This window comes from Dysgonomonas sp. ZJ709, from assembly GCF_011039195.1.
In the GTDB taxonomy this organism is placed as follows: domain Bacteria; phylum Bacteroidota; class Bacteroidia; order Bacteroidales; family Dysgonomonadaceae; genus Dysgonomonas.
The window spans coordinates 22,574-44,562 of sequence record NZ_JAAKEM010000028.1; the positions used below are offsets into that span (position 1 = coordinate 22,574).

At 34.1% G+C, this 21,989-nt stretch carries 23 protein-coding genes; 10 read left to right on the forward strand and 13 right to left on the reverse strand.

Annotation, left to right across the window (positions count from 1 at the left end; all coding sequences use genetic code 11):
* Window positions 1-2: 2 nt before the first annotated feature.
* Window positions 3-1,061, reverse strand: a complete 1,059-nt coding sequence (locus tag G7Y56_RS15130; RefSeq protein WP_165044768.1) for a DNA polymerase beta superfamily protein — start codon at window positions 1,059-1,061, stop codon at window positions 3-5.
* Window positions 1,058-1,807 carry a nucleotidyltransferase domain-containing protein gene (locus tag G7Y56_RS15135; RefSeq protein WP_165044770.1) on the reverse strand — a complete coding sequence of 250 codons (750 nt, stop codon included), beginning with the start codon at window positions 1,805-1,807 and terminating at the stop codon, window positions 1,058-1,060. Before G7Y56_RS15135 ends, G7Y56_RS15130 begins: the two co-directional genes overlap by 4 nt.
* A 17-nt stretch (window positions 1,808-1,824) precedes the next feature.
* Between G7Y56_RS15135 and G7Y56_RS15140 the strand changes: the two genes are divergently transcribed.
* The 9 genes from G7Y56_RS15140 (at window position 1,825) to G7Y56_RS15180 (ending at window position 10,724) form a co-directional block, all read left to right on the forward strand.
* Window positions 1,825-2,526, forward strand: a complete 702-nt coding sequence (locus G7Y56_RS15140) for a hypothetical protein (protein WP_165044772.1) — start codon at window positions 1,825-1,827, stop codon at window positions 2,524-2,526.
* Window positions 2,510-3,526, forward strand: a complete 1,017-nt coding sequence (locus tag G7Y56_RS15145) for a YafY family protein (RefSeq protein WP_165044774.1) — start codon at window positions 2,510-2,512, stop codon at window positions 3,524-3,526. The genes G7Y56_RS15140 and G7Y56_RS15145 overlap by 17 nt, the downstream gene beginning before the upstream one ends.
* Window positions 3,527-4,043: 517 nt before the next feature.
* Window positions 4,044-5,306, forward strand: a complete 1,263-nt coding sequence (locus G7Y56_RS15150) for a site-specific integrase (RefSeq protein WP_165044776.1) — start codon at window positions 4,044-4,046, stop codon at window positions 5,304-5,306.
* The gene (locus G7Y56_RS15155; protein ID WP_165044778.1) at window positions 5,299-6,102 is read left to right on the forward strand and encodes a hypothetical protein; all 804 of its coding nucleotides are present in this window, start codon (window positions 5,299-5,301) and stop codon (window positions 6,100-6,102) included. Before G7Y56_RS15150 ends, G7Y56_RS15155 begins: the two co-directional genes overlap by 8 nt.
* Before the next feature lie 27 nt (window positions 6,103-6,129).
* Window positions 6,130-7,626, forward strand: a complete 1,497-nt coding sequence (locus G7Y56_RS15160; protein WP_165044780.1) for an RNA-binding domain-containing protein — start codon at window positions 6,130-6,132, stop codon at window positions 7,624-7,626.
* Between the two features lie 312 nt (window positions 7,627-7,938).
* Window positions 7,939-8,280 (forward strand): helix-turn-helix domain-containing protein, encoded by a 342-nt coding sequence (locus G7Y56_RS15165; RefSeq protein ID WP_165044782.1) that lies wholly within the window; start codon window positions 7,939-7,941, stop codon window positions 8,278-8,280.
* A 398-nt stretch (window positions 8,281-8,678) separates the two neighbouring features.
* Window positions 8,679-9,056: a MobC family plasmid mobilization relaxosome protein gene (locus tag G7Y56_RS15170; protein ID WP_165044784.1), complete on the forward strand. Its 378-nt coding sequence runs from the start codon at window positions 8,679-8,681 to the stop codon at window positions 9,054-9,056.
* Window positions 9,022-10,017, forward strand: coding sequence for a relaxase/mobilization nuclease domain-containing protein (locus G7Y56_RS15175; protein ID WP_165044786.1), 996 nt, complete (start codon window positions 9,022-9,024; stop codon window positions 10,015-10,017). The genes G7Y56_RS15170 and G7Y56_RS15175 overlap by 35 nt, the downstream gene beginning before the upstream one ends.
* Window positions 10,018-10,019: 2 nt before the next feature.
* Window positions 10,020-10,724, forward strand: a complete 705-nt coding sequence (locus G7Y56_RS15180) for a hypothetical protein (RefSeq protein ID WP_165044788.1) — start codon at window positions 10,020-10,022, stop codon at window positions 10,722-10,724.
* Window positions 10,725-10,783: 59 nt separating this feature from the next.
* Here G7Y56_RS15180 and G7Y56_RS15185 read toward each other — a convergent pair whose 3' ends face one another.
* On the reverse strand, window positions 10,784-11,179 hold the full coding sequence (locus G7Y56_RS15185; RefSeq protein ID WP_165044790.1) for a hypothetical protein: 396 nt from the start codon (window positions 11,177-11,179) through the stop codon (window positions 10,784-10,786).
* Between the two features lie 253 nt (window positions 11,180-11,432).
* Between G7Y56_RS15185 and G7Y56_RS15190 the strand changes: the two genes are divergently transcribed.
* Entirely contained in the window at window positions 11,433-12,311 is an 879-nt protein-coding gene (locus G7Y56_RS15190) for a HEPN domain-containing protein (RefSeq protein ID WP_165044792.1), read from the forward strand.
* Window positions 12,312-12,337: 26 nt separating this feature from the next.
* On the opposite strand, the gene G7Y56_RS15195 is transcribed toward G7Y56_RS15190, so the two are convergent.
* The 10 genes from G7Y56_RS15195 to G7Y56_RS15240 all read right to left on the reverse strand — a co-directional run bounded on the left by G7Y56_RS15195 (window position 12,338) and on the right by G7Y56_RS15240 (window position 20,832).
* Entirely contained in the window at window positions 12,338-13,120 is a 783-nt protein-coding gene (locus G7Y56_RS15195) for a hypothetical protein (RefSeq protein WP_165044794.1), read from the reverse strand.
* A 155-nt stretch (window positions 13,121-13,275) separates the two neighbouring features.
* Window positions 13,276-14,136: a glycosyltransferase family 2 protein gene (locus G7Y56_RS15200; protein WP_165044796.1), complete on the reverse strand. Its 861-nt coding sequence runs from the start codon at window positions 14,134-14,136 to the stop codon at window positions 13,276-13,278.
* 645 nt (window positions 14,137-14,781) lie between these two features.
* Window positions 14,782-15,027, reverse strand: coding sequence for a hypothetical protein (locus G7Y56_RS15205; RefSeq protein WP_165044798.1), 246 nt, complete (start codon window positions 15,025-15,027; stop codon window positions 14,782-14,784).
* A 90-nt stretch (window positions 15,028-15,117) separates the two neighbouring features.
* On the reverse strand, window positions 15,118-15,891 hold the full coding sequence (locus G7Y56_RS15210; RefSeq protein WP_370457704.1) for a glycosyltransferase family 32 protein: 774 nt from the start codon (window positions 15,889-15,891) through the stop codon (window positions 15,118-15,120).
* A gap of 20 nt (window positions 15,892-15,911) precedes the next feature.
* A complete protein-coding gene (locus G7Y56_RS15215) occupies window positions 15,912-17,480 on the reverse strand; it encodes a vitamin K epoxide reductase family protein (protein ID WP_165044800.1) in 1,569 nt (522 codons plus the stop codon).
* 152 nt (window positions 17,481-17,632) lie between these two features.
* Window positions 17,633-17,851 (reverse strand): hypothetical protein, encoded by a 219-nt coding sequence (locus tag G7Y56_RS15220; RefSeq protein WP_165044802.1) that lies wholly within the window; start codon window positions 17,849-17,851, stop codon window positions 17,633-17,635.
* A gap of 851 nt (window positions 17,852-18,702) precedes the next feature.
* Entirely contained in the window at window positions 18,703-19,944 is a 1,242-nt protein-coding gene (locus tag G7Y56_RS15225; RefSeq protein WP_165044805.1) for a tyrosine-type recombinase/integrase, read from the reverse strand.
* Window positions 19,941-20,228 (reverse strand): helix-turn-helix domain-containing protein, encoded by a 288-nt coding sequence (locus tag G7Y56_RS15230; RefSeq protein ID WP_165044808.1) that lies wholly within the window; start codon window positions 20,226-20,228, stop codon window positions 19,941-19,943. Before G7Y56_RS15230 ends, G7Y56_RS15225 begins: the two co-directional genes overlap by 4 nt.
* 12 nt (window positions 20,229-20,240) lie before the next feature.
* A complete protein-coding gene (locus G7Y56_RS15235; protein WP_165044810.1) occupies window positions 20,241-20,540 on the reverse strand; it encodes a helix-turn-helix domain-containing protein in 300 nt (99 codons plus the stop codon).
* Window positions 20,515-20,832, reverse strand: a complete 318-nt coding sequence (locus tag G7Y56_RS15240; protein WP_165044812.1) for a helix-turn-helix domain-containing protein — start codon at window positions 20,830-20,832, stop codon at window positions 20,515-20,517. Before G7Y56_RS15240 ends, G7Y56_RS15235 begins: the two co-directional genes overlap by 26 nt.
* Window positions 20,833-21,989: the final 1,157 nt, after the last annotated feature.

Here is a 21,989-nt window from a genome sequence, read left to right on the forward strand (position 1 = left end):
TCTCATTTATACAATTCCTTCCTCATCCCCACCAACACTTTTTCTGCCATTTCCTTATCAGGCAAATCCTGCAAAGATGAAGTCAAAGCGTAATTTTCTATACTCTCCATCAACTTATCAGCCATTGCCAACAAGACGTCATAATCCATATTGCCCGATTTTATATCAAGCAATTGTTCTCGGTTTGGACGCTTTACCTTTAGTGTTCCATCCCGTAATATTTCTTCCGCCACTTGTAACAAGCGTATGGTGTGCATCATATTTTTCGAATCATAATTCTTGCCATGATTCAGATTAGTACTATAGCGGTTATCATTTCGGTCTGCCACCCAATCCCAATACTCCTTATACTCTTTGCAATAACTTGAATAGGCTTCTATATTGAAACTCAGATAAGCAATCTCTTTTTCTCCTTTCTCTATCGAAGACAGCGAGACTTCATTCGCATTGGTATGGTTAGCTATACCGTGATATCCAAATTTCCTGTCGTAGTCATAAAACAAAGCATATAAACCTTTACTATGCGGTATCGAACTAAGCCCGCATAGCTCTTGTTTCAGTTTCTTCCGTTCAAGCCACTGCATGAAAGGAACGGAAGTATGCCCCTCCAGTATATAGCAGAAATCGAGTACATTTTTGCGTTCTTTTTCCATCGGATTCACAATCTTCTTTTTGTATCCTCTGGCTTTGCGTATTTGAGAATGAGCATAGCCTGCAAAAGTATCTTTACACGATTTGGAGAGAAACATTTCAAGTTTGAGTTTATCCATCAATGGATGCTTATACAAGACACAATCTTCGGGCGAAGCTAATACCTCCAATATATTCGGATTGTTTTTGCAAAGCAATTCCACAAAACGCCCTAATTCATAATACACTTCATCATTCGTCTCATTACTTATCTGAGAGATGTACTCCAATCCGTAGAACTTATCTTTCGGCAGATAGAATACACCTTTCAGATCGGTATCCGATTCAGGAGTATCTAATCCGTAGGCACGGCTGCCACTTATACATTCGAAAAGCAGCAAGCCTTTATCTTTTATTTCCTGTATGGTCATTTCAATATTGTTTTTCTGAAAAATATATTCGCAGATTCTACATCAAGTGTTTTTCTTTCCATCGTTCCTGATGCTTGTGAGCTATAGTCAAAAGTTTTATCTATCCACAATTTTATCTCTGTATCTATTTTTATCGGATAGCTTTCAACGGCTGTCGATTTCAAATCTATCAAAGATAAAATCTTTTTGCGTAAATCGTCAGGCAATAAATCCATTAATGGAAATATACTCATCGGTGCTATCGTATCGCGTTTGGCACACCAAAGAGCCGCAAGCAACGGACGAAGAACATAAAATAGCTTCTTTATTTTTATCTCTTCTGCTTGCATAGTCTCCATCGCTCCTTTGGCAACACCCAAATAGTGATGTATATTGCTCCGTGGGCAGAAATAGTCTTGGCTGAGAGCCCATAATTCATCTTTGAATGTTTTATCTTCGAGATAAACGACAGGCGATTGTAACCATTCAAAAGGTGTAGTATTCGATTTAGCTATCACTTGTAGCACCTTTGATATATCCCAGCCGTATATATCCAATTCGTCGTTGATTGGGAAACTCAAATGATCTTTCTTTGTTTGTATCGACAAATACTCTTCCAATGGGCGTGAATATATAAATCGCACATCGTAATCGCTGTCGGGTGATGGAAATCCCCATGCACGGCTGCCGGATTCGCAAGCATAATGTATTTTTATGCTATGCTCTTTTTCTATGTCTTTTAGTTTTTGTTGTATGGTTGTTTTCATTTTACTTTTATCGTTTTATGATGCAAAGAAAAATACAGAATGCGCAGTATTTTTGCGTAGATGGAAATATTTTTATTATTTTTGAGAAAACAGATTATATGAAAGTGTTTTTAATGATAATATCTTTTTTGTTTCCTCTATTTTCATCAAGTCAAAATACAGCGGAAATTGAGAAATATTTGAAGAAAGAATATCCTTATTCGGAAACAATTTCTAGTAATCAGCCTCAATATGTAAACAATAGTATAGTTCTTCTGAATGATTCAATTTGGTCTAAATATCAGGATACTATAGATATATTTCAGATAAAGTATCGAGAATTGATAGGTTGGATGGTTGAGGAATATAAAGCAATCGTACTATCTGATAATAGCCGGGGAAAGTATTTTATAATTTTTCCTTTTGATCTAAGAAATCCAAAATCTGAAGCGATTTCATATTTTAAAGAAAAGTATATTGAACAAGAAGATATTGAAAAGTATTGCCACTCTATAGCAAATATGTTTCTCTCCATGGGTATATTATCAAAACCTCGATTGGGTAAATTACAGAAGATTTCAGATAATCAATATCAAATATCATATATCGTAACTTTTGTAAATAGAGAGAAGGTCTATCGAAACTTTATCTTCACTTTCAATAAACTATATTTAGAACAAATACAGATAATAAATCCATCTTCAGGATTAAATGAAATAGACTATGCCCGTAAACCGTAACGCCCTCATTCGCTACAAAACAATAGATGTTTGTTTGAAAAATAAATACAGGCAGTGGACTCTTGAGGATTTGATAAATGCCTGTTCAGATGCCCTCTATGAATACGAAGGTATAGATAAAGGTATTAGTAAACGCACTGTACAGATGGATATCCAGATGATGCGCAGTGAAAAACTGGGTTACAATGCACCTATTGTCGTTTATGATAACAAATACTATAAATATGAGGATGAAGATTACAGCATAACCAATACACCTTTATCGGAACAAGACCTTAAAACAATGTCGGTGGCTGTTGAAGTACTCCGCCAATTCAAAGGCTTTTCTTATTTCTCAGACATGGGAGATATTGTCAGCCGATTGGAAGATCATGTTACCTCCGCAAAGCAAAAGACCATTCCTGTAATTGATTTTGAGAAAAACGAGAACCTGAAAGGACTGGACTATCTCGATGTTATTTACAATGCGATTGTAAATAAACAAGTACTAAATATAAAATACCGTTCCTTTAAAGCCCGCTCGGCAAATACGTTTATCTTTTACCCCTATCTGCTAAAAGAATACCGTAACCGCTGGTTTGTATTTGGACGACGAAAAGGCTCGTTAATTAATCTGGCTTTGGACAGGATACATAATATCGAGATCGCAGAAAAACAACGATTTATAGATAATAATCTGTTTGATTCCCAAACTTTCTTCTCTGATGTTATCGGTGTTACTAAAAACATTGGGATGAAAACAGAAACTGTTCATTTCTGGGTAGATCAACAGAATGCTCCTTATGTGCAGACTAAGCCTTTCCATAAAAGCCAAAAACTGATAGAAACCCAAGAGGATGGCTCCATGATATTTGAACTAAATGTCGTAATCAATCAGGAACTTCAAAGGGAGTTCTTCGGTTTTGCTGATACGATTAAGGTTCTTTCGCCTCAGTCGTTGGTGGACTTTATGGGATGGAAATTCAGATTGGCAAAGGAAAGGTATAATGAGATTGAATGATAATTATATTTTACATCTGATATTCTTCAAAATATTCTTAAATGTTTCGTAATTTTTATAGGGTGTTAGTTTAATCTTAAAGTGGTTTAATTCCCTGATCCTTGGGTCGGAAACAAATAATAAAGTCCATTTGATACCTCGGGGCTTGCCTCGGGGTTATTCATTAAAATTTAAAGAAAAAGCAAAATAGATTATAAAAAAATATTATTACTGGAGCGACAGACAGGCTACAAATTCAATTACCTCATTTTTGATATTTTAAAACAGTAGTAAGAGTTGAAATATAAAAGAAACTAAAGTAAAATAAGCATACTGATTATGAGTCAGATTTTAGCCATTTCATTCTATTTCAGAATTTTTCATTACTAATTGATATACAGTTATTTACAAACTTTAAAAATGTTAATAAATATTAACCGTGGTGCAAATTATCATTATATTTTGTACACTTGTGGTGCAAATTTTGGTGCAAATTAATTTGCACCACGAGCCATAAAAAATTTCAATTGACAATGCCATGAGTACCTTTTATTCCAAACAACCGACAGCTACATTATTCTTTGACACTCGCCGAATTTTAAAGGATGGGAGGTGTCCTGTTAAACTCGTAATTTATTACAACAAGCAGAAGAAAAGATATAATACGGATTTTTCTCTCTCCCCCGAAGATTGGGATAGGCTAAATTCGGTTCAATTGAAAGATAAGGTATTGAAGAAGTTGAAAACGGATATGGAGGCTCTAAGAGTTAAAGCAACCAAAACTGTTGAATTGTTAGGCGACACGTTTTCTTTTGAAGCTTTTGAAGTACTATTCTATGATAAGCAAATAAAACAAAGGGCAGACAAACAGGATGTTTATAGCAGCTTTGAAGTGTACATTGGAAAACTGGAAGATGAAAAACGAATTGGCACAGCAAGATCCTATATTGATGCTTTAAAATCTTTACGTTCCTTTTCCCCTAAACTGGAATTTAAGAATGTAACCGTAGATTTTCTCAATTCTTATGAACGGCATATGTTGGAGAATGGAAGATCTGTTACAACTATTGGAATTTATCTGCGATCATTAAGAGCTATCATAAACATAGCTAAAGCCGATAAAATAATCAGCGAAGACCAATACCCCTTCGGAATGAAAAGCCATCGCAAATATGAAATTCCTAAAGCAAACAATATCAAAAAGGCATTAGACGAATCTGCAATTACCGAAATAGTTAAGTACGAACCTTTAACCGAGGAAGAAGCCAAAGCTCGTGATTTATGGCTTTTCAGCTTCTATTGCAACGGAATGAATATGGCTGATATATTTGCTTTGAAATATGAAAATATAGATGGTAATTTTATTTATTTTCATCGTAAGAAAACGATTCGAACCCGAAAAATACAAGAGCCTCTCGAAATATTTATTTCCGAACCAGTAGCAGCTATAATTAAACGATGGGGAAATAAAGAACGTTTGAATAAAAATCATATATTTGATGTAATAAATAGTACTATGACCCCCGATGATATCTATCATACAACTCATATAACCATCCGTAGTATTAATGCTTATATGAAGCGGATAGCTAAACGTTTGGGCATAGATGCAAAAGTCACAACATATGTGGCACGCCATTCGTGGGCGACAACACTTTTACGAAATGGGGTATCAACAGCATATATTTCAAAAGGATTCGGGCATGCTTCTTTTGCTACCACAGAGCAATATTTAGGAGGTTTTACGCAAGACCAGAAAAAAGATGTTGCAGAAATACTAACTAAACTCGCAAATGGATGAATTAGCAACATATAGAAAAATACTTTTAAGGAAGAAACTTTCTCGGCTGAATGACTATTTCAATCGGAATAATGAAAATGTAGCTGATAAAAACTTTCTTATTAGGTACGGTTGGAAAATAATTACATTTTTCATAAAAAGCTTTTTTGGTATCTGTCTGTATGTGGAATATCTTTCATGGAAATTTAACGACTTTGCTTTTGATGCTCATTACATGGATTTTCAAATACAGGCAAGAGGATTTACGGCTGACGAAGCCATTAAATTTTTGACCGAACAAGAAATAACATTGAAGGAATACATATATAGGAATGTTATAACAAAGGAAAAGCAATCAAAAGCAGAGAAATCTTTAGACTACCTATTTACGAAATACAGAGCACAAAAAGAAGAAGAAACAGGAATACCCCATATTTCAAGAAGGCAACCCGAATGGATAACAAGAGTCTGGGAAAATCTATTAGCATATAAATGTGTTCTGTCAGAATATAAGAGTGATTTTGTTTTAATAATGATGGGAGCTACCCCAGTCAATAAACTTATTTGGAGTAAAGGGCTTATAAAATTGGTTCAATTTGTTGAAGAGGGGATTGAAATAGGTAAAATATATCGTCAGGGCTTTGATGGCAAAGATCAATTTATAATGGAATATATTACTTCTAACTTTCGCCCAAATCCCAATATACCGAATCAGAAACTGGAGCATTACACGAGTGAAAGAATAAAAACCGCACAAAATGAATTTCTCAAAATAAAGCCGAAAGACAGGATAAAAGAGTTTTTCGTTTTTGATTAGACCATAGAATTTAGATATACGCAACATATGAATTTTAAAAAAATATTATCTCAACCAGAAGGTCGCCGATTAGAGTTTAAGGAGCAATTGCCTAAAACTTCGGATTTAGCGAAAACAATTGTGGCATTTTCAAATGACGCAGGTGGCGAACTTTTCCTAGGGGTAAAAGATAATCCTCATGAAGTGGTTGGTCTGCCCGAAGATGATTTGACCTCCATCGAGGAGCAGATAAGTAATATCATTTATACCAAATGTTATCCGACAATAATTCCTGATATAACATTTTTGTCCGAAGGAGACAAGCATCTTATACGAGTAACTATATACAGAGGAAATACCCCTCCTTATTATGTGAAGGATTTAGGGAAATTACACGGTACTTTTATACGTGTCGGCTCAACCAATCGTCAGGCGGATGAAAATATTATTGGCGAACTTGAAAGACGAAAACGAAATCTGTCTTTTGATAGTGAAATTGTACTTGATAAACCTTTGAGTGCACTTAAATATGACAGCTTCAAGCAAATATACAAGGATAAGACAAGTGAAGATTTAGACCTCCAAGCACTGAAAAAGTTAGAACTTGTAAAAGACGTTGAGGGGGTATTATATCCAACTCAGGCACTTATATTATTTTCGGATGATAATTTGCGTAATTCTTTGTTTCACTTTGCCAAAATCGAATGTGCACGTTTTAAAGGCACTAAGTCCGAAACGTTTATAGATCAGAAAACTATAAGCACAGACATTTCGATGCAAGCCGAAGAAGCCTACAACTTTGTTCTTCGCCATATCAATAAAGGGGCTACAGTTGAAGGCGTTTATACGATATCTCGTTGGGAATATCCGCTTAAAGCCATTAGAGAAGCTATACGGAATGCAGTCGTCCATCGTGATTATTCTTTGACAGGGAAAGACATAAAAGTTGCCATCTATGATGATATGATTGAGATTACAAGCCCCGGACTACTTCCTCCATCTATTGACTATTCTGCAATGGAAAGCCGTCAGTCTGATGCAAAGAATAAAATAATTGCACCTGTTTTCAAGCGTCTGGGCATTATCGACCAGTGGGGAAATGGGTTAAAAATGATTGCTGACGAATTGAAAGAATATCCCGATATAGAATTTAAGTGGAGAGAAACAGGATTATCGTTTCAGGTTCAGTTTATAAAAAAGGAGTTTGTTAAGCAGCAAGAGTTACAGCAAGAGTTACAGCAAGAGTTACAGCAAGAGTTACAGCAAGAGTTACAGCAAGAGTTACAGCAAGAGTTGCAAAACAAATCATTGTATGCGGAAATTCTATTAATACTTACAAACAAGGCTTTATCGAGAAAGGAATTATCCGTAGAACTTGGGCAGAAACAAGTTTCAGGACAGCTCAATAAAATAATCACAAAATTGATTGAGGACAAACTTATTGAGCATACCATCCCCAATAACATAAATCATCCATCTCAAAAATTCCAAATAACAGAAAGAGGAAACACCTTCCTGAAAATTTTAGATCAAGAAAAGAAATAATATATTTTTTTCTCGAAAAAATGTCCCCCCTATATTGGAAACTTTCCATTATAAGGGGGCTTTTTCTATTAATACTGAGCAAAACACACAATTTCTCATGCTTCAAATTATTTATTTTCGGTCGAAACTGAACAATAGTATTCTAAAATCAAATACTATGAATAATATAGGAAATACTACACCATCTCAGTGTGTGATAATTCGCTGTATTACATTGCATTACACATATAAATACTTCTAATTCCATAACTTTTTGATTATTAAGATATTTGCTCCATAGAAATTTTTTGTATCACCAAAATTATTTGCTTTATGGAAGAATTGTTTAATAAAAAATCGTTGGAACAGCTCATTAAGAAATGGGTAAGTGAAGTTATTGATGAAAAGCTTATTCCCAAAGTATTTCCTTTTCTCAGAGAAAAAGAGAAAGAAGAAAATCCTAAGAAATTAGTCAAACTGAAAGAAGCCAGTGAATTTACAGGTTTTGAGAAAAAGTACATCTACAACCTCGTAAATCAAAATGCGATTCCGTTTATACGAGTTCGTAAATCATTGCGGTTCGACTTGGAGGAACTGGACGCATGGATGAGAGCAGGCAAACCCAAGATTGTCGATCTGGGATTAAGAAAGCTAAAGGAGGATACACAACAATGATTTTTACAGTATCCGTTTTACACTCGTCGGGAGGAGTGGTCTCCCCCCTAGCCGTTGGGCGCTCCCCGACCGATGAATTATTGTGGTGTCCCTTGAAAGGAAATACTCATTGCACTGACCTCAGTTAAAACATCCTGTTCAGTGTGCCGGGTTTCCTGAATCCTGATCCTTTGCCTCTGTCCGAACAGCAGCTATAAGGCTGTATATTTATCCCCATCTGCTGATTCGGGCAGCAGCTATCCCCCTTAAAGACCGCTCATGGCAAGGTTATGGAAATGTATACATTTCCCACCTTGCTTTGGCTATCGCCAAAGAGGAAAATTGCTCCCGATGGTCGGCAATTTTATTCGGAGGGTTTATCTAATAAGTATCTTTTTAAATTAATTATTGAATTATTTATGAATAAAAATATTATTGAATCTAATAAATCTCTGGTCGGAAAGAAGACCAAAAAGAAAGTGCTGAGTGCCCGCTTTCTGGAAATAGAATACCAGGCACTAAAGAAAAGAGCCAAAGACGCAGGAGTGACTTTAAGCAAGTTTACACGTGCCGTTTTACTCTCGGGCAAGATTGTTCAGCGAATAAGTAAAAGCGATGCGGAAACCCTCCGCAAGCTCTCAGGAGAAGCCAATAACCTGAACCAACTGGCACGTGCTGCCAACAAGGAGGGCTTTACCCATGTCGCTAAAGATCTGGTAAATCTTAAAGCAGTAATTGTAAATATCATTAACCAACTGTCACATGATTGGAAAAGTTATGAAAAGAGCAGCTTTTAACGGATGCGTCCGCTATGTAATGAATAAAGAAGAAGCCAAGCTTCTTTCTTTTGACGGTGTATTGCTAGGTAGTCTCGAAAGCATTGTGCAAAGTTTCCATACCCAACGGTTAATGAAACCCAAGATAAAGCATCCTGTAGGACATATTTCTTTAAGCTATTCCATAGAGGATAAAGACCGCTTAAGTGATGGAGCTATGATAAAACTGGCTAAAGAGTATATGGAGGGTATGAATATAAGAGATACCCAGTATATACTAGTCCGTCATTTCGACAATGGGATTCCCCATGTTCATTTAGTCTATAACCGTATTGACAATAACGGTAAAGTAATAAGTGATAAAAACGACCGATATAGAAATGAGGCTGTATGTAAAAAACTAAAGGATAAATACGGCTTAACCTATGGTAAAGGCAAAGAGAAAGTCAAACAGCATCGACTGCGAGGGAAGGACAAAACCAAGTATCAGGTATATAATGCTGTTAAGGGTGCTTTGGATAAGTCCGCCAACAGGAATGACTTTAACAGGCTGTTGAAAGAAAAAGGAATCGAGATTGTCTTTCAATACAAGGGGCAGACCAGCGAGGTGCAGGGTATCTCTTTTACGGCAGGTACTGTCAGCTTCAAAGGTTCTGATCTGGATCGCAGTTTCAGCTATTCCAAAATAGACAAACTCTTGCAGGAAAGGCAGCAGAAGCAGCAAGAACAAGAACAACGACAAAGGCAAACGAACCAACCAAGTAAGAGACCGAGTAACGAGCAAACTAATCAGCGAACTATCCAACCATCTCAGGAAACAGATAGCAATAATGTTGCTTTATTGTCTAAGTCTGATTCATGGGGTACTGGCTTTATAGCACATGGTAATGATGCCGAGGAAGAGGAGTTTGCCAGACGGATGAGATATGAACAGGAGAAAATTAATAAGAAGACTAATCGTAAAATAGGAAGGAGCAGATAAGTATGAAAACAGAAAATCAGGATTTGGAAATTATGCTCGATAGCTTTTCTCAAACGCTGTCCGAGATAAAAGAAGAGTGTGTAAAGTTCAACAAGAAAAATGAACAGGGCAATCAGAGTAATATCGAATCTGCTCTGAACACCGATCTGTTGAATAAGATATCCGATACGATCGGGCAGGCTAAGAAAGCAATAGACGAAGAAGACTTAAAAAAGTTTGTTAATGCTGTAATTAGTGTTACGACCCGATTGCAGGAAGAAGCCAATAAAGCATCTGCCGAATTTCTGAATGAAAAGGTGGAAGAGTTACGGCAGATAGCTAAAATGCCAAGTATAGTAAGGAATGAATATTTGATTGATTTTAAAAAGAGCAGGAACTTTATTGCTATTGTTCTTATTTCACTCGGTTTATTGTGTTCTTTATTGGGTAATTATAATCAGTATCAGACCAATAATGAGTTGACGGATGCTGATTGGAAATACCGTTTTGTGAAGATGAACGGTGGTATTTATACCGATGATGTGTTTCATCTGGAGCGTATGTTTGGTTCTCCCGACAGTATAAAGAAGGTAAAGGGTTTGAAGAATCAAATTCTTGATTATGAAATGAAGCTGAGGGAGCAGATCGAGAAGCAGGAGCAGATTGAAAGGAACAGAAAAGAGAATGAGAAACTGGATAGTGAGATTAAAATGCTTAAAGAGAAATGATTGACCAATTAAGCCAAGGGCAGAAAAACTGCCTTTGGCTTAAGATTCTGTTCCAATTTTTATGGAGTCGGCATTTTATAAAAATAGAAGTGTGTTCCTTCATTTTCTTCTATTTTACAATAAATCGAGTCTTTCAATATCCAGCACTTTTTTCTGTAACTGTAATATTTTGAGAACTGACGTAAAAAGATGATGAATAAGGTCTCATCTTTGGGTTCATAGAAATGGATTGATGCTGAATAGCACTTATCTTCTTTGTCCATAATAAAGGTCAGGGAGGCATTCTCTTTGTCAAAACTGACTTCCACATAATCCAGGAGATTGCCTTTTTCCATATATCTTATCAGGCATACAGGATAGTTGTTGTACTTCTCTTTTACTGCCAGGTGAGACAGGGGGAGGGCTGAACATGCGTGTCCGACCAGGTGCGTGAAATCGTTATTTTTCTGATTCATAAACATCCGCTTTTAAGCCTGCTAAGGGTAGCAAGCTTTTGTGATTACTAGTTTCAGCTTCGTGCTTCGCCTGCGGGGTTTGTGTTATCTGCCCGCAAAGGTGCGTGGGGCAAATAAAAATCACAGCCGGAGTTTATTATTACAAATATAAAAGTTATTTCTTATTTTTATATCTACGTTGCATTTATATAAAATTATAAAGTGGCTGTAAACTAATAATTAACTATTTTTGTTCGTATCAAAATACTTTCTCATGAAAAAGTCAATTTCACATCTGCCCAAGCGTAAACAGGAAGACTTGTATTTTCTTGTCAGTAAGATAAGGGAACGCCTGCCACAAGCGGAAATGATTATTCTTTACGGTAGTTATGCTACAGGTAAGTATGTGGAATATGATGAGCGTGTAGAGTTCGGCATACCTACATTGTTTATGTCCGATTATGATATTTTGGTCGTTACAAGCGGTATGCTCAATAAGAAAGCCTCGCATGCTCTGGATAATATAGATAATCTGTATTACAAAAACCCTGAAACGCAAACGCCTGTTCAGTTTATCAACGAGGATATTAAGACGCTTAATAGTCAGTTGGAGGAGGGCAGATACTTTTATACTCAACTAAAGCAGGAGGGTATAATCCTCTATGATAGCGGTAAATTTAAACTTGCGAGAAGAAGAAAGCTGAATTTTAAAGAGATACAGCTACAGGCAGAAGAATATTTTAATGACAAGTTTACAAGAGCAAATGATTTTTTAGAACAAACTTTGTTCGCTCATGAAAAAGGCAAATATGTAATGGCTTCTTTTCAACTTCACCAAGCCTCTGAAAATTATTATCATACTATCCGCTTGGCTTTTACGTTGAGGAGTAATAAGCAACATAATTTAGCTAAGCTGTCTTCGTCGGTTAAACATTACTCTGAGGATTTGGCAAAGGTTTTCCCTCAGCATACGGCGGAGGAGAAGCGGTTGTTTACGTTGTTAAAGGATGCTTATGTGGAGGCTCGGTATAATCCTAAGTTTTTGGTGACGAGGGAGGATATTGATGCTTTGTTGCTGAAAGTGGAACTTCTTCGGGATATTACTAAACGTATTTGTAAGGAGAGGATTAAAGAGTATGGGGTGATGGGGTGATAGCTCCGACTATTTGTGTAAAAAAATTATTCTTGAAATATTTTTATTAACATGGGTATATCCCTAGCCTCCACGTGCTCTAAGGCTTTCCATAAAGTCGGATTTGTTGGGTGAAAATCCTTTATATATTTATAAGTGTGCCTATTTATGGCTTTCCATAAATTAAAATAAGCATTGATTTCAAAATCAATATTATGCCCCCAGTTCCTTAATTTCAACATTAATTCCTCTTCACTTCTACCCCAACTTTGATGTAATACCTTGAAATCTGTACTTAAATTTCTTTCTAGTCGCCCTGTATTCCTTGCCATTTTATACGAAGGAGTATTTGTTGCTAATGGAAAGGTCTCATTAGAATTAATAAGAAACATATCTGAATCACTTTGTTTAAAGATAGTAATCCATTTAGCATATATAGTGGTTGGGATATTTGTATCCAGTGACTTGAGGCTTTCTACAAAACCTGCAAAGTCTAAAAAATATTCGTCAACATCCATTTGTATATGCCATCCACCTTCTCCCATAAATTGCGCAAGCATATTCCTCTCTCTTGTCTCACATTCCATAGAGGTAAGATTAGATAGATAAAAAACATCTTCATAAAAATGTATTTTTTTTTCAGTATCAAAAAATTCTACCCAGTGAAAAAAAGAGTCTTCTATTTCAAAGGATTCCCCATTCCATGTTATTCTTTCTTTATCTATCGCAAGTACAATATAATCAACGGAGGAATAAACTGTTGGGAGAGAATATTTCATATACTTGTAATCATAAGAAATAAGATACCCTATTTTTATATTGTTTTTCATTCTATTTTAGTAATTGGCATTTCTAAGGATTATTTTAAAATAAACACAAAGAGGTATTTAACTAACAGAACAACTGTCATTTGTCCGAACCTACCTCTACAGATGTATAATAATTCCAATTGAAATGAAGCCCTAACAATGGATTTTTAGAGTTTTCATAACATTATTGCTTCTTCTTTGTGAATACCCTTAATGACTTCATACATAAAAGAGAAAAAAACTTTTTCCGAAAAAAATGACAATTCTCCTAAATCATCCAGAGCAGGAATAAGTTTCTCATTTAGGGTATCATAAATTCTACTTTTCTTATCAACTAGAGATAACAAATATTCAACTATTTCTAGTTGAATACTATGTGCTCCAACAGACGACTCTTTACGAAAAACAATGCTAGTCTGTTGATTATATGTCCTATATAGGGTAAGTATTTTCGGTATATTTACTACTTTTCCAACCTTGACAAGATCTGCCCAAAACTTAAAATCGGCAGCAAATGAATAGCCTTTTTGATATCTAATGTTATGTGACACTATAGCATCTCTTCGAATAAATCCAGTCGGGTTAAGCATTGGACTTCGTATAATCATTTCATTAATCAACTCATTATATTCTAATGGAGCTTTAATTTCTTTTGAGTACCAACCAAAAGAATGCATATAACCTCCACAAGCTATGATGTTAAGATTGGATTCTAAATAATTATACTGCATTTGCAGTCTGTGAGGCATCATCAGATCATCATGATCTAATAGAGCAAGATATTTACCTTTGGCTATATCAAGTCCTTTATTAAGAGTTCCAACAAAATCATGAGAACAAGAGATATAACATATTCGAGAATCTTTGTATGACTTAATAATGTCAATGCTACTGTCAGTAGAACCATCATCTAGTAGGAGAAGTTCAAAGTCATAATATGTCTGACAAAGAACAGAATCAATTGTTTCTCGTAAGAACGATTCCGCATTATAAACAGGAATCATTACTGTAACTGGCACACAATAGGATATTTCCATCACTCTTAATATTGTATTTATTTGAAGTCATTTAGCTTAATCTTAACTTATATCAGTTAATTTTCCTTAAGTCTAGTCTATTAAAAGACAAATTATCTAGCACATAGCCTCTTATCGGTGCCATCATAATTTAAATATATATTTTCAAGGCAAATCCTTTTATCCTCAATTATGAAACTAATCTTCTTTTCAAAAGTTTGCTCTTTATATTCTTTACTGTGGGTTTAGTTCAACCATTTTAAACTTTTCTTAGCATCCTATAAGGGGTGAATAAACCTATCACTTACTTAATATAGCCTAATAGTTATCAATATACAAGGTAATCCAACTCTATTTACTAAGTGTTCGAATCCAATACACACCTCATTTGTAAGAAACTGATACTTGTATCACTAATACCGATGTACTCTCTCTCACGAGGGTAAAACTTCTCTCATGCAAGTTTTGCAAGATAGTAGGTGTTATGCCTCTTGACTATCATGCGTAGGCATGTAGAGTCACAATCTATAGCGTCGAGTAGGGTAATAGTCAGGGATTAGTCATTTCACTACAATTCTACTATCCATTTTTTCTTTCTTAAAATTAAAACTACTTTTTATAGATATCAGAAGAAAGAACACTTTCTTCCGATATCTATTTATTGAATTAACTTTTTGGAGGACAATAAATGCTTCCAGATACCATGTTTTGGTCTGTCACACATTTTATAGTATGCGGAGTTTCATTTATACACACACCATAACAGGTTATATATCGATTTTCCCCATTACAAGTCATTCTACAATAGCCATCACCATTTTCACCATATCCGCCGCCGCCCATAATATTCTTCATTTCTACTTCATTCATTTCAGTGAACATTTTTAATTTCAATTTGCTGAATTCTTTCATAATTAATAAGTTTAAAAGTATTGCAGACTATGCTTCTTTTACTATCGTTCTGCAACTTAACAATAGTTATTTAGAATCAATATTTTTCTATTAGTTTTTTGTTCTCATCCATTCACTAAAGAAATAATGAACGGAGTAGGCTTCTTGAAACTTTTCTTCTATTTCCTTGTCGGTTCTATTCTCTAATAAAATCTGTCGTGACTCACCCGATGTAATAGGAGAAACATGCTTAGAAGGTATTATATAAACATCGCTTTTGCTTTCGTACTCTTCATATAATTTATTTAAAGCTATGGGACCTGTCGTAATCAACACCTCAAATCCTTTTGGATAATTGTATTTTTCTCTTTCATTTCTATTGTATGAAAATACAAAATCTATGATAGTCTTCATAAAAAGACTATTGGGTACAGACGCCATCAAGGCATTATTAAAGAAATACTTCTTCCCATTTAATTCGCTTCCATTTTCTCCTGGCTCCGATGCAAAACAGCATATTTTTGTCTTAAGTAAAGAGTCGTGTGCTTCAAGGCATTCATAATCAAAGTCTACATACATTCCTCCTAATTTATCCAATATCAAGTAACGAATGGCATCCCATCGTTGAATATTGTACTGAAAAGCACTGTATACATCCCAAAATAGAGGATAATGCTCCTGAACAAATAAATTCATCATTTGATTATTCCAAACTATATATCTCCAAGAAGGATGGTGTTCCTTCCATGTTTCACTTAATATCTCAAAGTGTTTGGGAAGAGACTCATCAACGCCTGACCATATCTGGTGTATTATTTTAGGGATTTGCATATTTTGAATTGTTTGAGACATTTCTTTTTTTTCTGTTGCTCTGAGATTTTTCAGTGGGCTACTTTAATCGACATTTAAATTATCAGGTACTTCAAATCTTCAATATTATAATTTTTGGGCAATTCAAATCCATTTAGAATGATGATAGGCGTGGCCATTAGTTTTGCTTGTTCTTTCCATATTTTATGCTGCTTATACTCTTCACTTACACTCTTATATGTGAATTTGTATTTTCTGAAAAACTCTTCTTTCTTATATTTCCCTCCTCGAAACCATTCATGATAGATTTTATTTCGTTCCTCTATTGATTTGTTGTTGTTTATATATATAAGAAATTCACTACTTGAATCTAAATCTGTATTGAACGAGGTAAGTACATATTGTATGCAAAAATTATTCTCTACTTCGCTTAAGAGGTTCTCCACCCGCATATGCATCCTTGCGCATGGTTCACAATGTGGATTGGTAAATATGGTAAGTAGATTTTTAGACTCAGGATTTCCAAAAAGAATGCGTGAAGTATTTTTGTTTAACTCATAACGAGGTTGATCTCTTAATAGTGGTAGAAATACATTCTCGTTTATTCTAAAGCTATTAAACTCTTGAGTAATGCGTTCTATTTTCCGCTCCTCTGTGAATTTAGGTAATACTAAATTTATAGTAAAAAAAGGTATAGCATAGATTGTACCAACTGATAAGAAGCTAATAATTGTAAAATCAGGTATTTGTACAAATCCATATGTAAGATTTACAATAAATAAAGCCCCAAATAATACTTGAACAACTAAGCAAAGTGGACACCATTGTTTAAGCTTAAACTTTTGATACCAAATGCTCCAAAAACTATAGGGAATTGCACAAATATTTATTATCACCAAGAAAGACAATAAGGAAGGGGCAAATAAAATGAGAATAATATTGGATGTAAAATAACTTAAACCCAGTTCACTCCAACTGATTATACCCATAAACTTAGCAGCTGGTGAATCTAATACGTCATTACAATCACTTTTACTGAATAGTGAACATATTTTATCTGCATAGTTGCTGTGAATATTCAATTGCTTAATAACGAGCAAATAACCAATATAGACTCCAATTACACATAGTATCAGTAAGAGTATTAAGCCAATATTATGGTATATATCATTATGAATAAGCAAAATAATAGAAAGAACTGCTATAGCTAGGATTAACAGCATTTTTTGTATTCTGCCTAAAAATTCACTCTTCCTATTTTTCTTATATTCTGGCTCCATAGAATTCTCATTGGTTTCAGCAAGTAATACTACTCCAGACCATATTTTGAGATATTCTTCCAGTGAGACTGTTATTTCCTTTCCATCTCGAATAAAACTTATTTCTGATTCTGTCACTTTGTACACGGTCACAAAATCACTTCCTATATGAGCGATATAGGGAGTCTCTAAGGCGAGAATATCTTCCTCTTTATCATTTGCCTTTACACCTAGATTTTCGACTCCAAAATGAGATAACATTTTAGATAATCCTAGCATATTATATTTATGTGGATGCTCATTAAAATGCTTATTTGCATATGATTTTGTGTGTTTTACTTTCAAAAAATATAGCATGGATGTTAGAGTATTATCTCTTGTACTTGATGATAATAGATTCTTCATAGGTGCAGCCTTTCTTAGTAGTATTTATGATATTTAAAGTTAACTATCTGCTAAAGATAAAAAATATAAGCAGTGGAGACCCATCTTTTCAGGGAAAATTCTTAGTCATATGTAAAATATTAAATTGGATATTCATATTTCTGTATTTATTTTTAGCGCTTATACTTCAATCTAAATTTGAATCTACATAGAGCAATGTCTGTGTCTACAGATTCCATTATCTTTAGTTTGTCAGTGGCGACTAATATAAAATATAATTGTTCTAAAACTTCCTTGTTATCATTCGACTCTCTTATCCAACTTTCAATTACAATATCTTCTTTCATATCTGTCTGTCTGATAAGGTAACGCATTAGAATTTCCTCAGTCATTTTTCATCTTTTAATAATTATTATACATTCTATTCGTTCTTATATTCATTTCTAGAATGTTCTCATACACGTCAGAAAGCTATTGCACACTTATCTACAGGATGAGTTACAGGACAAAAACAATTAATAGGTATGCTAAATTTCTCTATCATATCATTTTGTTCTTTTATTATATAATACCTAAAATTACATAAAAAAAATCAACAATCAATGATCTGTGCTTTATAACATATTAAATTTTCTTGTTATCATTAACTGCATACAGACAAAATAAATTCTTTGCCCCTTGTACTTAGGCTTTAAAATTCTCGATATTTATATAAAACTGAATATTATGGGTTCCAACACTAATTTCGCTTATAATATTATAACATACTTGCCTCTTTCTTTAGTCATTTAATCTCTTCTTCCTTGAGTCTAGCTTTCTCCATATTTGGGGAATGTAGTTCTAATGCAAGCTTATGATATTCAATGTGTTTTCTGATTATCTGTATTGTATCCTCATGCCTATTGTACTCAAAGACATTTTCGATTTCAGAGATTTTGAGTGAATCCACTTGATTGGTTGCTATGATAAAACGGTATTTGAGATCAATCATTGCTCACTAAACTACTGTTTTCGGATATTCCTCAAAAGTTGTGGAGCAAAATATTGAATAAAGAAAATTTCATTACTTAAGGAACACTATCATCTCAAAATACCTGTGGTGCAAATTTGTGGTGCAAATTAAAAAAGCAGCTAAGCGAAATATGCTTAACTGCTTGATTTTTAAGTGGTCCCAACTGGGATTGAACCAGTGACCCCCTGATTAAGAGTCAGTGAGTCTATTTTGTCTTCTACATATCTCTGTTTACTTAAGCAAGTCCAATAATTTATCTGCATTCTTCTTGTGATATTCTTTAGGAAAGGAATCAAGATATCTTTGGGTTGTAATCAGGTTTACATGCCCTAAACTTTCGGAAATTTCTTCTACTGAGACTCCATTGTTTTTTAACATGGTTGCCCAAGTATGTCTTGCCACAATAGTGGATATTTTGGAGTGAATATTCAAGTTCTTCGCCAAGCGTTGCATGTATCCATTAATTTGTCGTATGGTCAGATACTTTTTGCGATGTCTTTCTTCTGGAGTCATTGACAAGTTATATATAGAAAAGATATAGTTTTTTCTTGACTTATCCCTATTTCCCCATTTCTTTATGATCGATAAAGCCGGTTTAGACAAATAAACCTCCAAAGGGTTTTGTTCTTTGATTGTCCGCAGAGTCTTTCCCCTACGGTATAGGATATAGTCATCTTGAATATCTTCATATTTCAGAGAAAAGATATCATCCATGTTCATGCCATTGCAATACAAACTGAATAACCATATATCACGCGAAAATTCCGCCTCTTTAGTATGACATTTCGCATTTATAATACTTTTTAATTCATCTGTACTCAATGCTTTTTTAATATTATGGCCTCTTGGTATTTCATATTTCCCTTTGTAACCGGACCCAAACGGGTACATCTCATCTGTTATTAGTTTACGGTTACGGGCAATATTCATAATAACACGTAGAGAACGTAAATAAAAACCCACTGTTGTTATTGAATTCCCGCTATCCAGCATCCATTGCTCATAATTTTTGAGGAACATAGGCGTAATTTCCGTTAGCTTCAATTTAGGTGCGAAACTTTGTATGGACTTCATTGCTGTTTTATGGCAGTTCAACATCCCTAATCTGTGCCCAATAGATAAATAATCAATGATTTCCTGATATAGTCTATATAGTTGAACTTGATTATTATTTATATGTTTACCCTTATAAATTGCCTCAAATTGTTCAAAAGAAAAATTATCTCCAAGCTCTTTAACTATATGAAAGGCTCTTGACTTTTCTTCAGTGATATAATCTCTTTTTTGGATTAAATCATTGTTGCGAAGCCACTTTTGGTTCAACTTATCCCACTCTTCTTTCGTCATCGAAACCTTATTTGGTAAAGTGTACCTTTTACATTTGTCATCAAAATAAACTGCAAGTTTTACTGCATAGGTATTATCCTTTTTAAGATATCTGTTATTTATTAATAATGAAACTGTTACTTTCATATATCTTTATTTTGAATGTTATTATTTCTCATCCATTCCCTCAAGGTTTCAGGGTCAAAACGTATTGCTTTGCCTCTCTTGTAAAAAGGAATTACTTTTTTATGTACCAAGATGTAGAGGTATTTTTTTGAATATCCTGTTATTATAGCTGCCTCATCAATTTTGATAAGTTTAGGATCTGGCTCCATCGTAATACTGATTGTTCCTGATTTTTTAATTTCAGTAAGTATTTTTTCAATGGATTCAAGCTTTCTAAAAATAGATTCGTAGATATATTTATCCATAATATTATTATATTAAATGTTATTTTCCTTCCAGGCTTTCAAATAAGCATTATCAAGCATCTTTTGTATATCGGACTCTTTATATAATACTTTCCCACCTATCATGATATATGATAACATACCCTTAGTCCGGTAATCCTGTAGTGTACGTCTGCTGATATTCAACTTTTGGGAAAGTTGCTTATCTGTCAGGTAGCGCTCTCCATTGAATAATGGCTTTATTTCTTCCAGCTTTTTCAATGACTCGTAAATTCGGTTCATTGAATTGAAAAAAGAGATAACTTTTTCATCGTTCCTTGTGATCAGTTTCATTCTTTTCTTTTTTAGGGTTAATATTGTTGTTATTGATTAATTTTGCGACAACACTTGATTGGTAATAAATCTTATGATTAATCTGAGAGAATCCAATCCTACCGCAGTCCCGATAAGTCTGCAAGGTGCGTGGTGAAATATTCAGCACCAGGCAGACATCCTGCCCGTCGAGCCACTCTCCTAATTTTTTGCTGCTATATTTCTCACATAATAATTTTATATGGTCAGCCAGTAGGCCAAACCTGACTAACATTTCTTCGAATGTCTGTTTTTCGATATTGATAATATCCATCTTTTTTAAAATTAATAGTTTTTAAATTATTGATTGCTAATTTATTATATCTTGATGTAAAATAAAAATACGTGTCATAACGTTTCATCATATTTCGTCTGATTTCATTACACAGATAAACTGTTCTGATCTAAAAACCGGATTTCTGATTATTAGACATGCATATTTTATGAAATTGAAATTGTAGACAATAACGCAATTCTAGAATATAATCCAACAAATGCCAGTTCCAATATATTAATAACTCTACTAATATTCAGAAAAGGACGGTAAATATATGTGGGTTGGAAAATTCAGAGTTTATCCGCACCCAATACATTGATCTAATTTATTTATTATCAATAATTAAACCGAATAATTGCCTGATGAAGTTCAATATATATAAAGAGCTACATATTATATGTACAGATAGCTAAAAGTAGAGTTAAATGATTCTTTAATTTAGTCAAAAATTATTTCTATAGTATATAGGAGTAACTAATGAACAAATGTACTCTGGTGTAATGTAAGCCAATAGAAATCTAAAATGGGTTAATCTTGTTGATATGCCTTAGCCGTTTGACACATGCTATAGAATTCTCACCTCAACAGAATATAATTGATAAATAGAGATATAGATTCAAAAAGTATAATTGGGAATCGTATTGGCAGGTTCATTGGTTGTTCTGCTAATGTCTCAATAAATTTATTTTTATATGTTTTAAAAGCTTAAGTCTCATCAAGCAAGTTGTGGATTGCAAATTGTTTGTCTGCTAGAGTTCATGAAAAGCACTCAGCTATATTTTCCGTTATACTTCATTATCTTTATACTTATCAGGTATGCTAGCAAGCTGGTCAATAATTGTATAGTTTGCTCTTTACTGTCATATTTGCAATATTACTTTCTATACTGATCGCTCATCTGTCAGCCACCAATTATTATGCTCTTTCAGTCTTTATGAAATTCTTTATTGTTATAAAATAGTTGATATCAATATAGATTATTCAAGAATATATATTGTATAATATAATTGAAAAGTAGTCCACTTAGTAATTGAAAAGTATACCACTAAGTGTCTCGGATGAGATTGGCTAAAGATATTTATTCTTCATCAGGTTGTAACATTTTTTTAGTTTCTTTAACTCTGTACGACTGTCCATTCATGTTGATAAGGTAT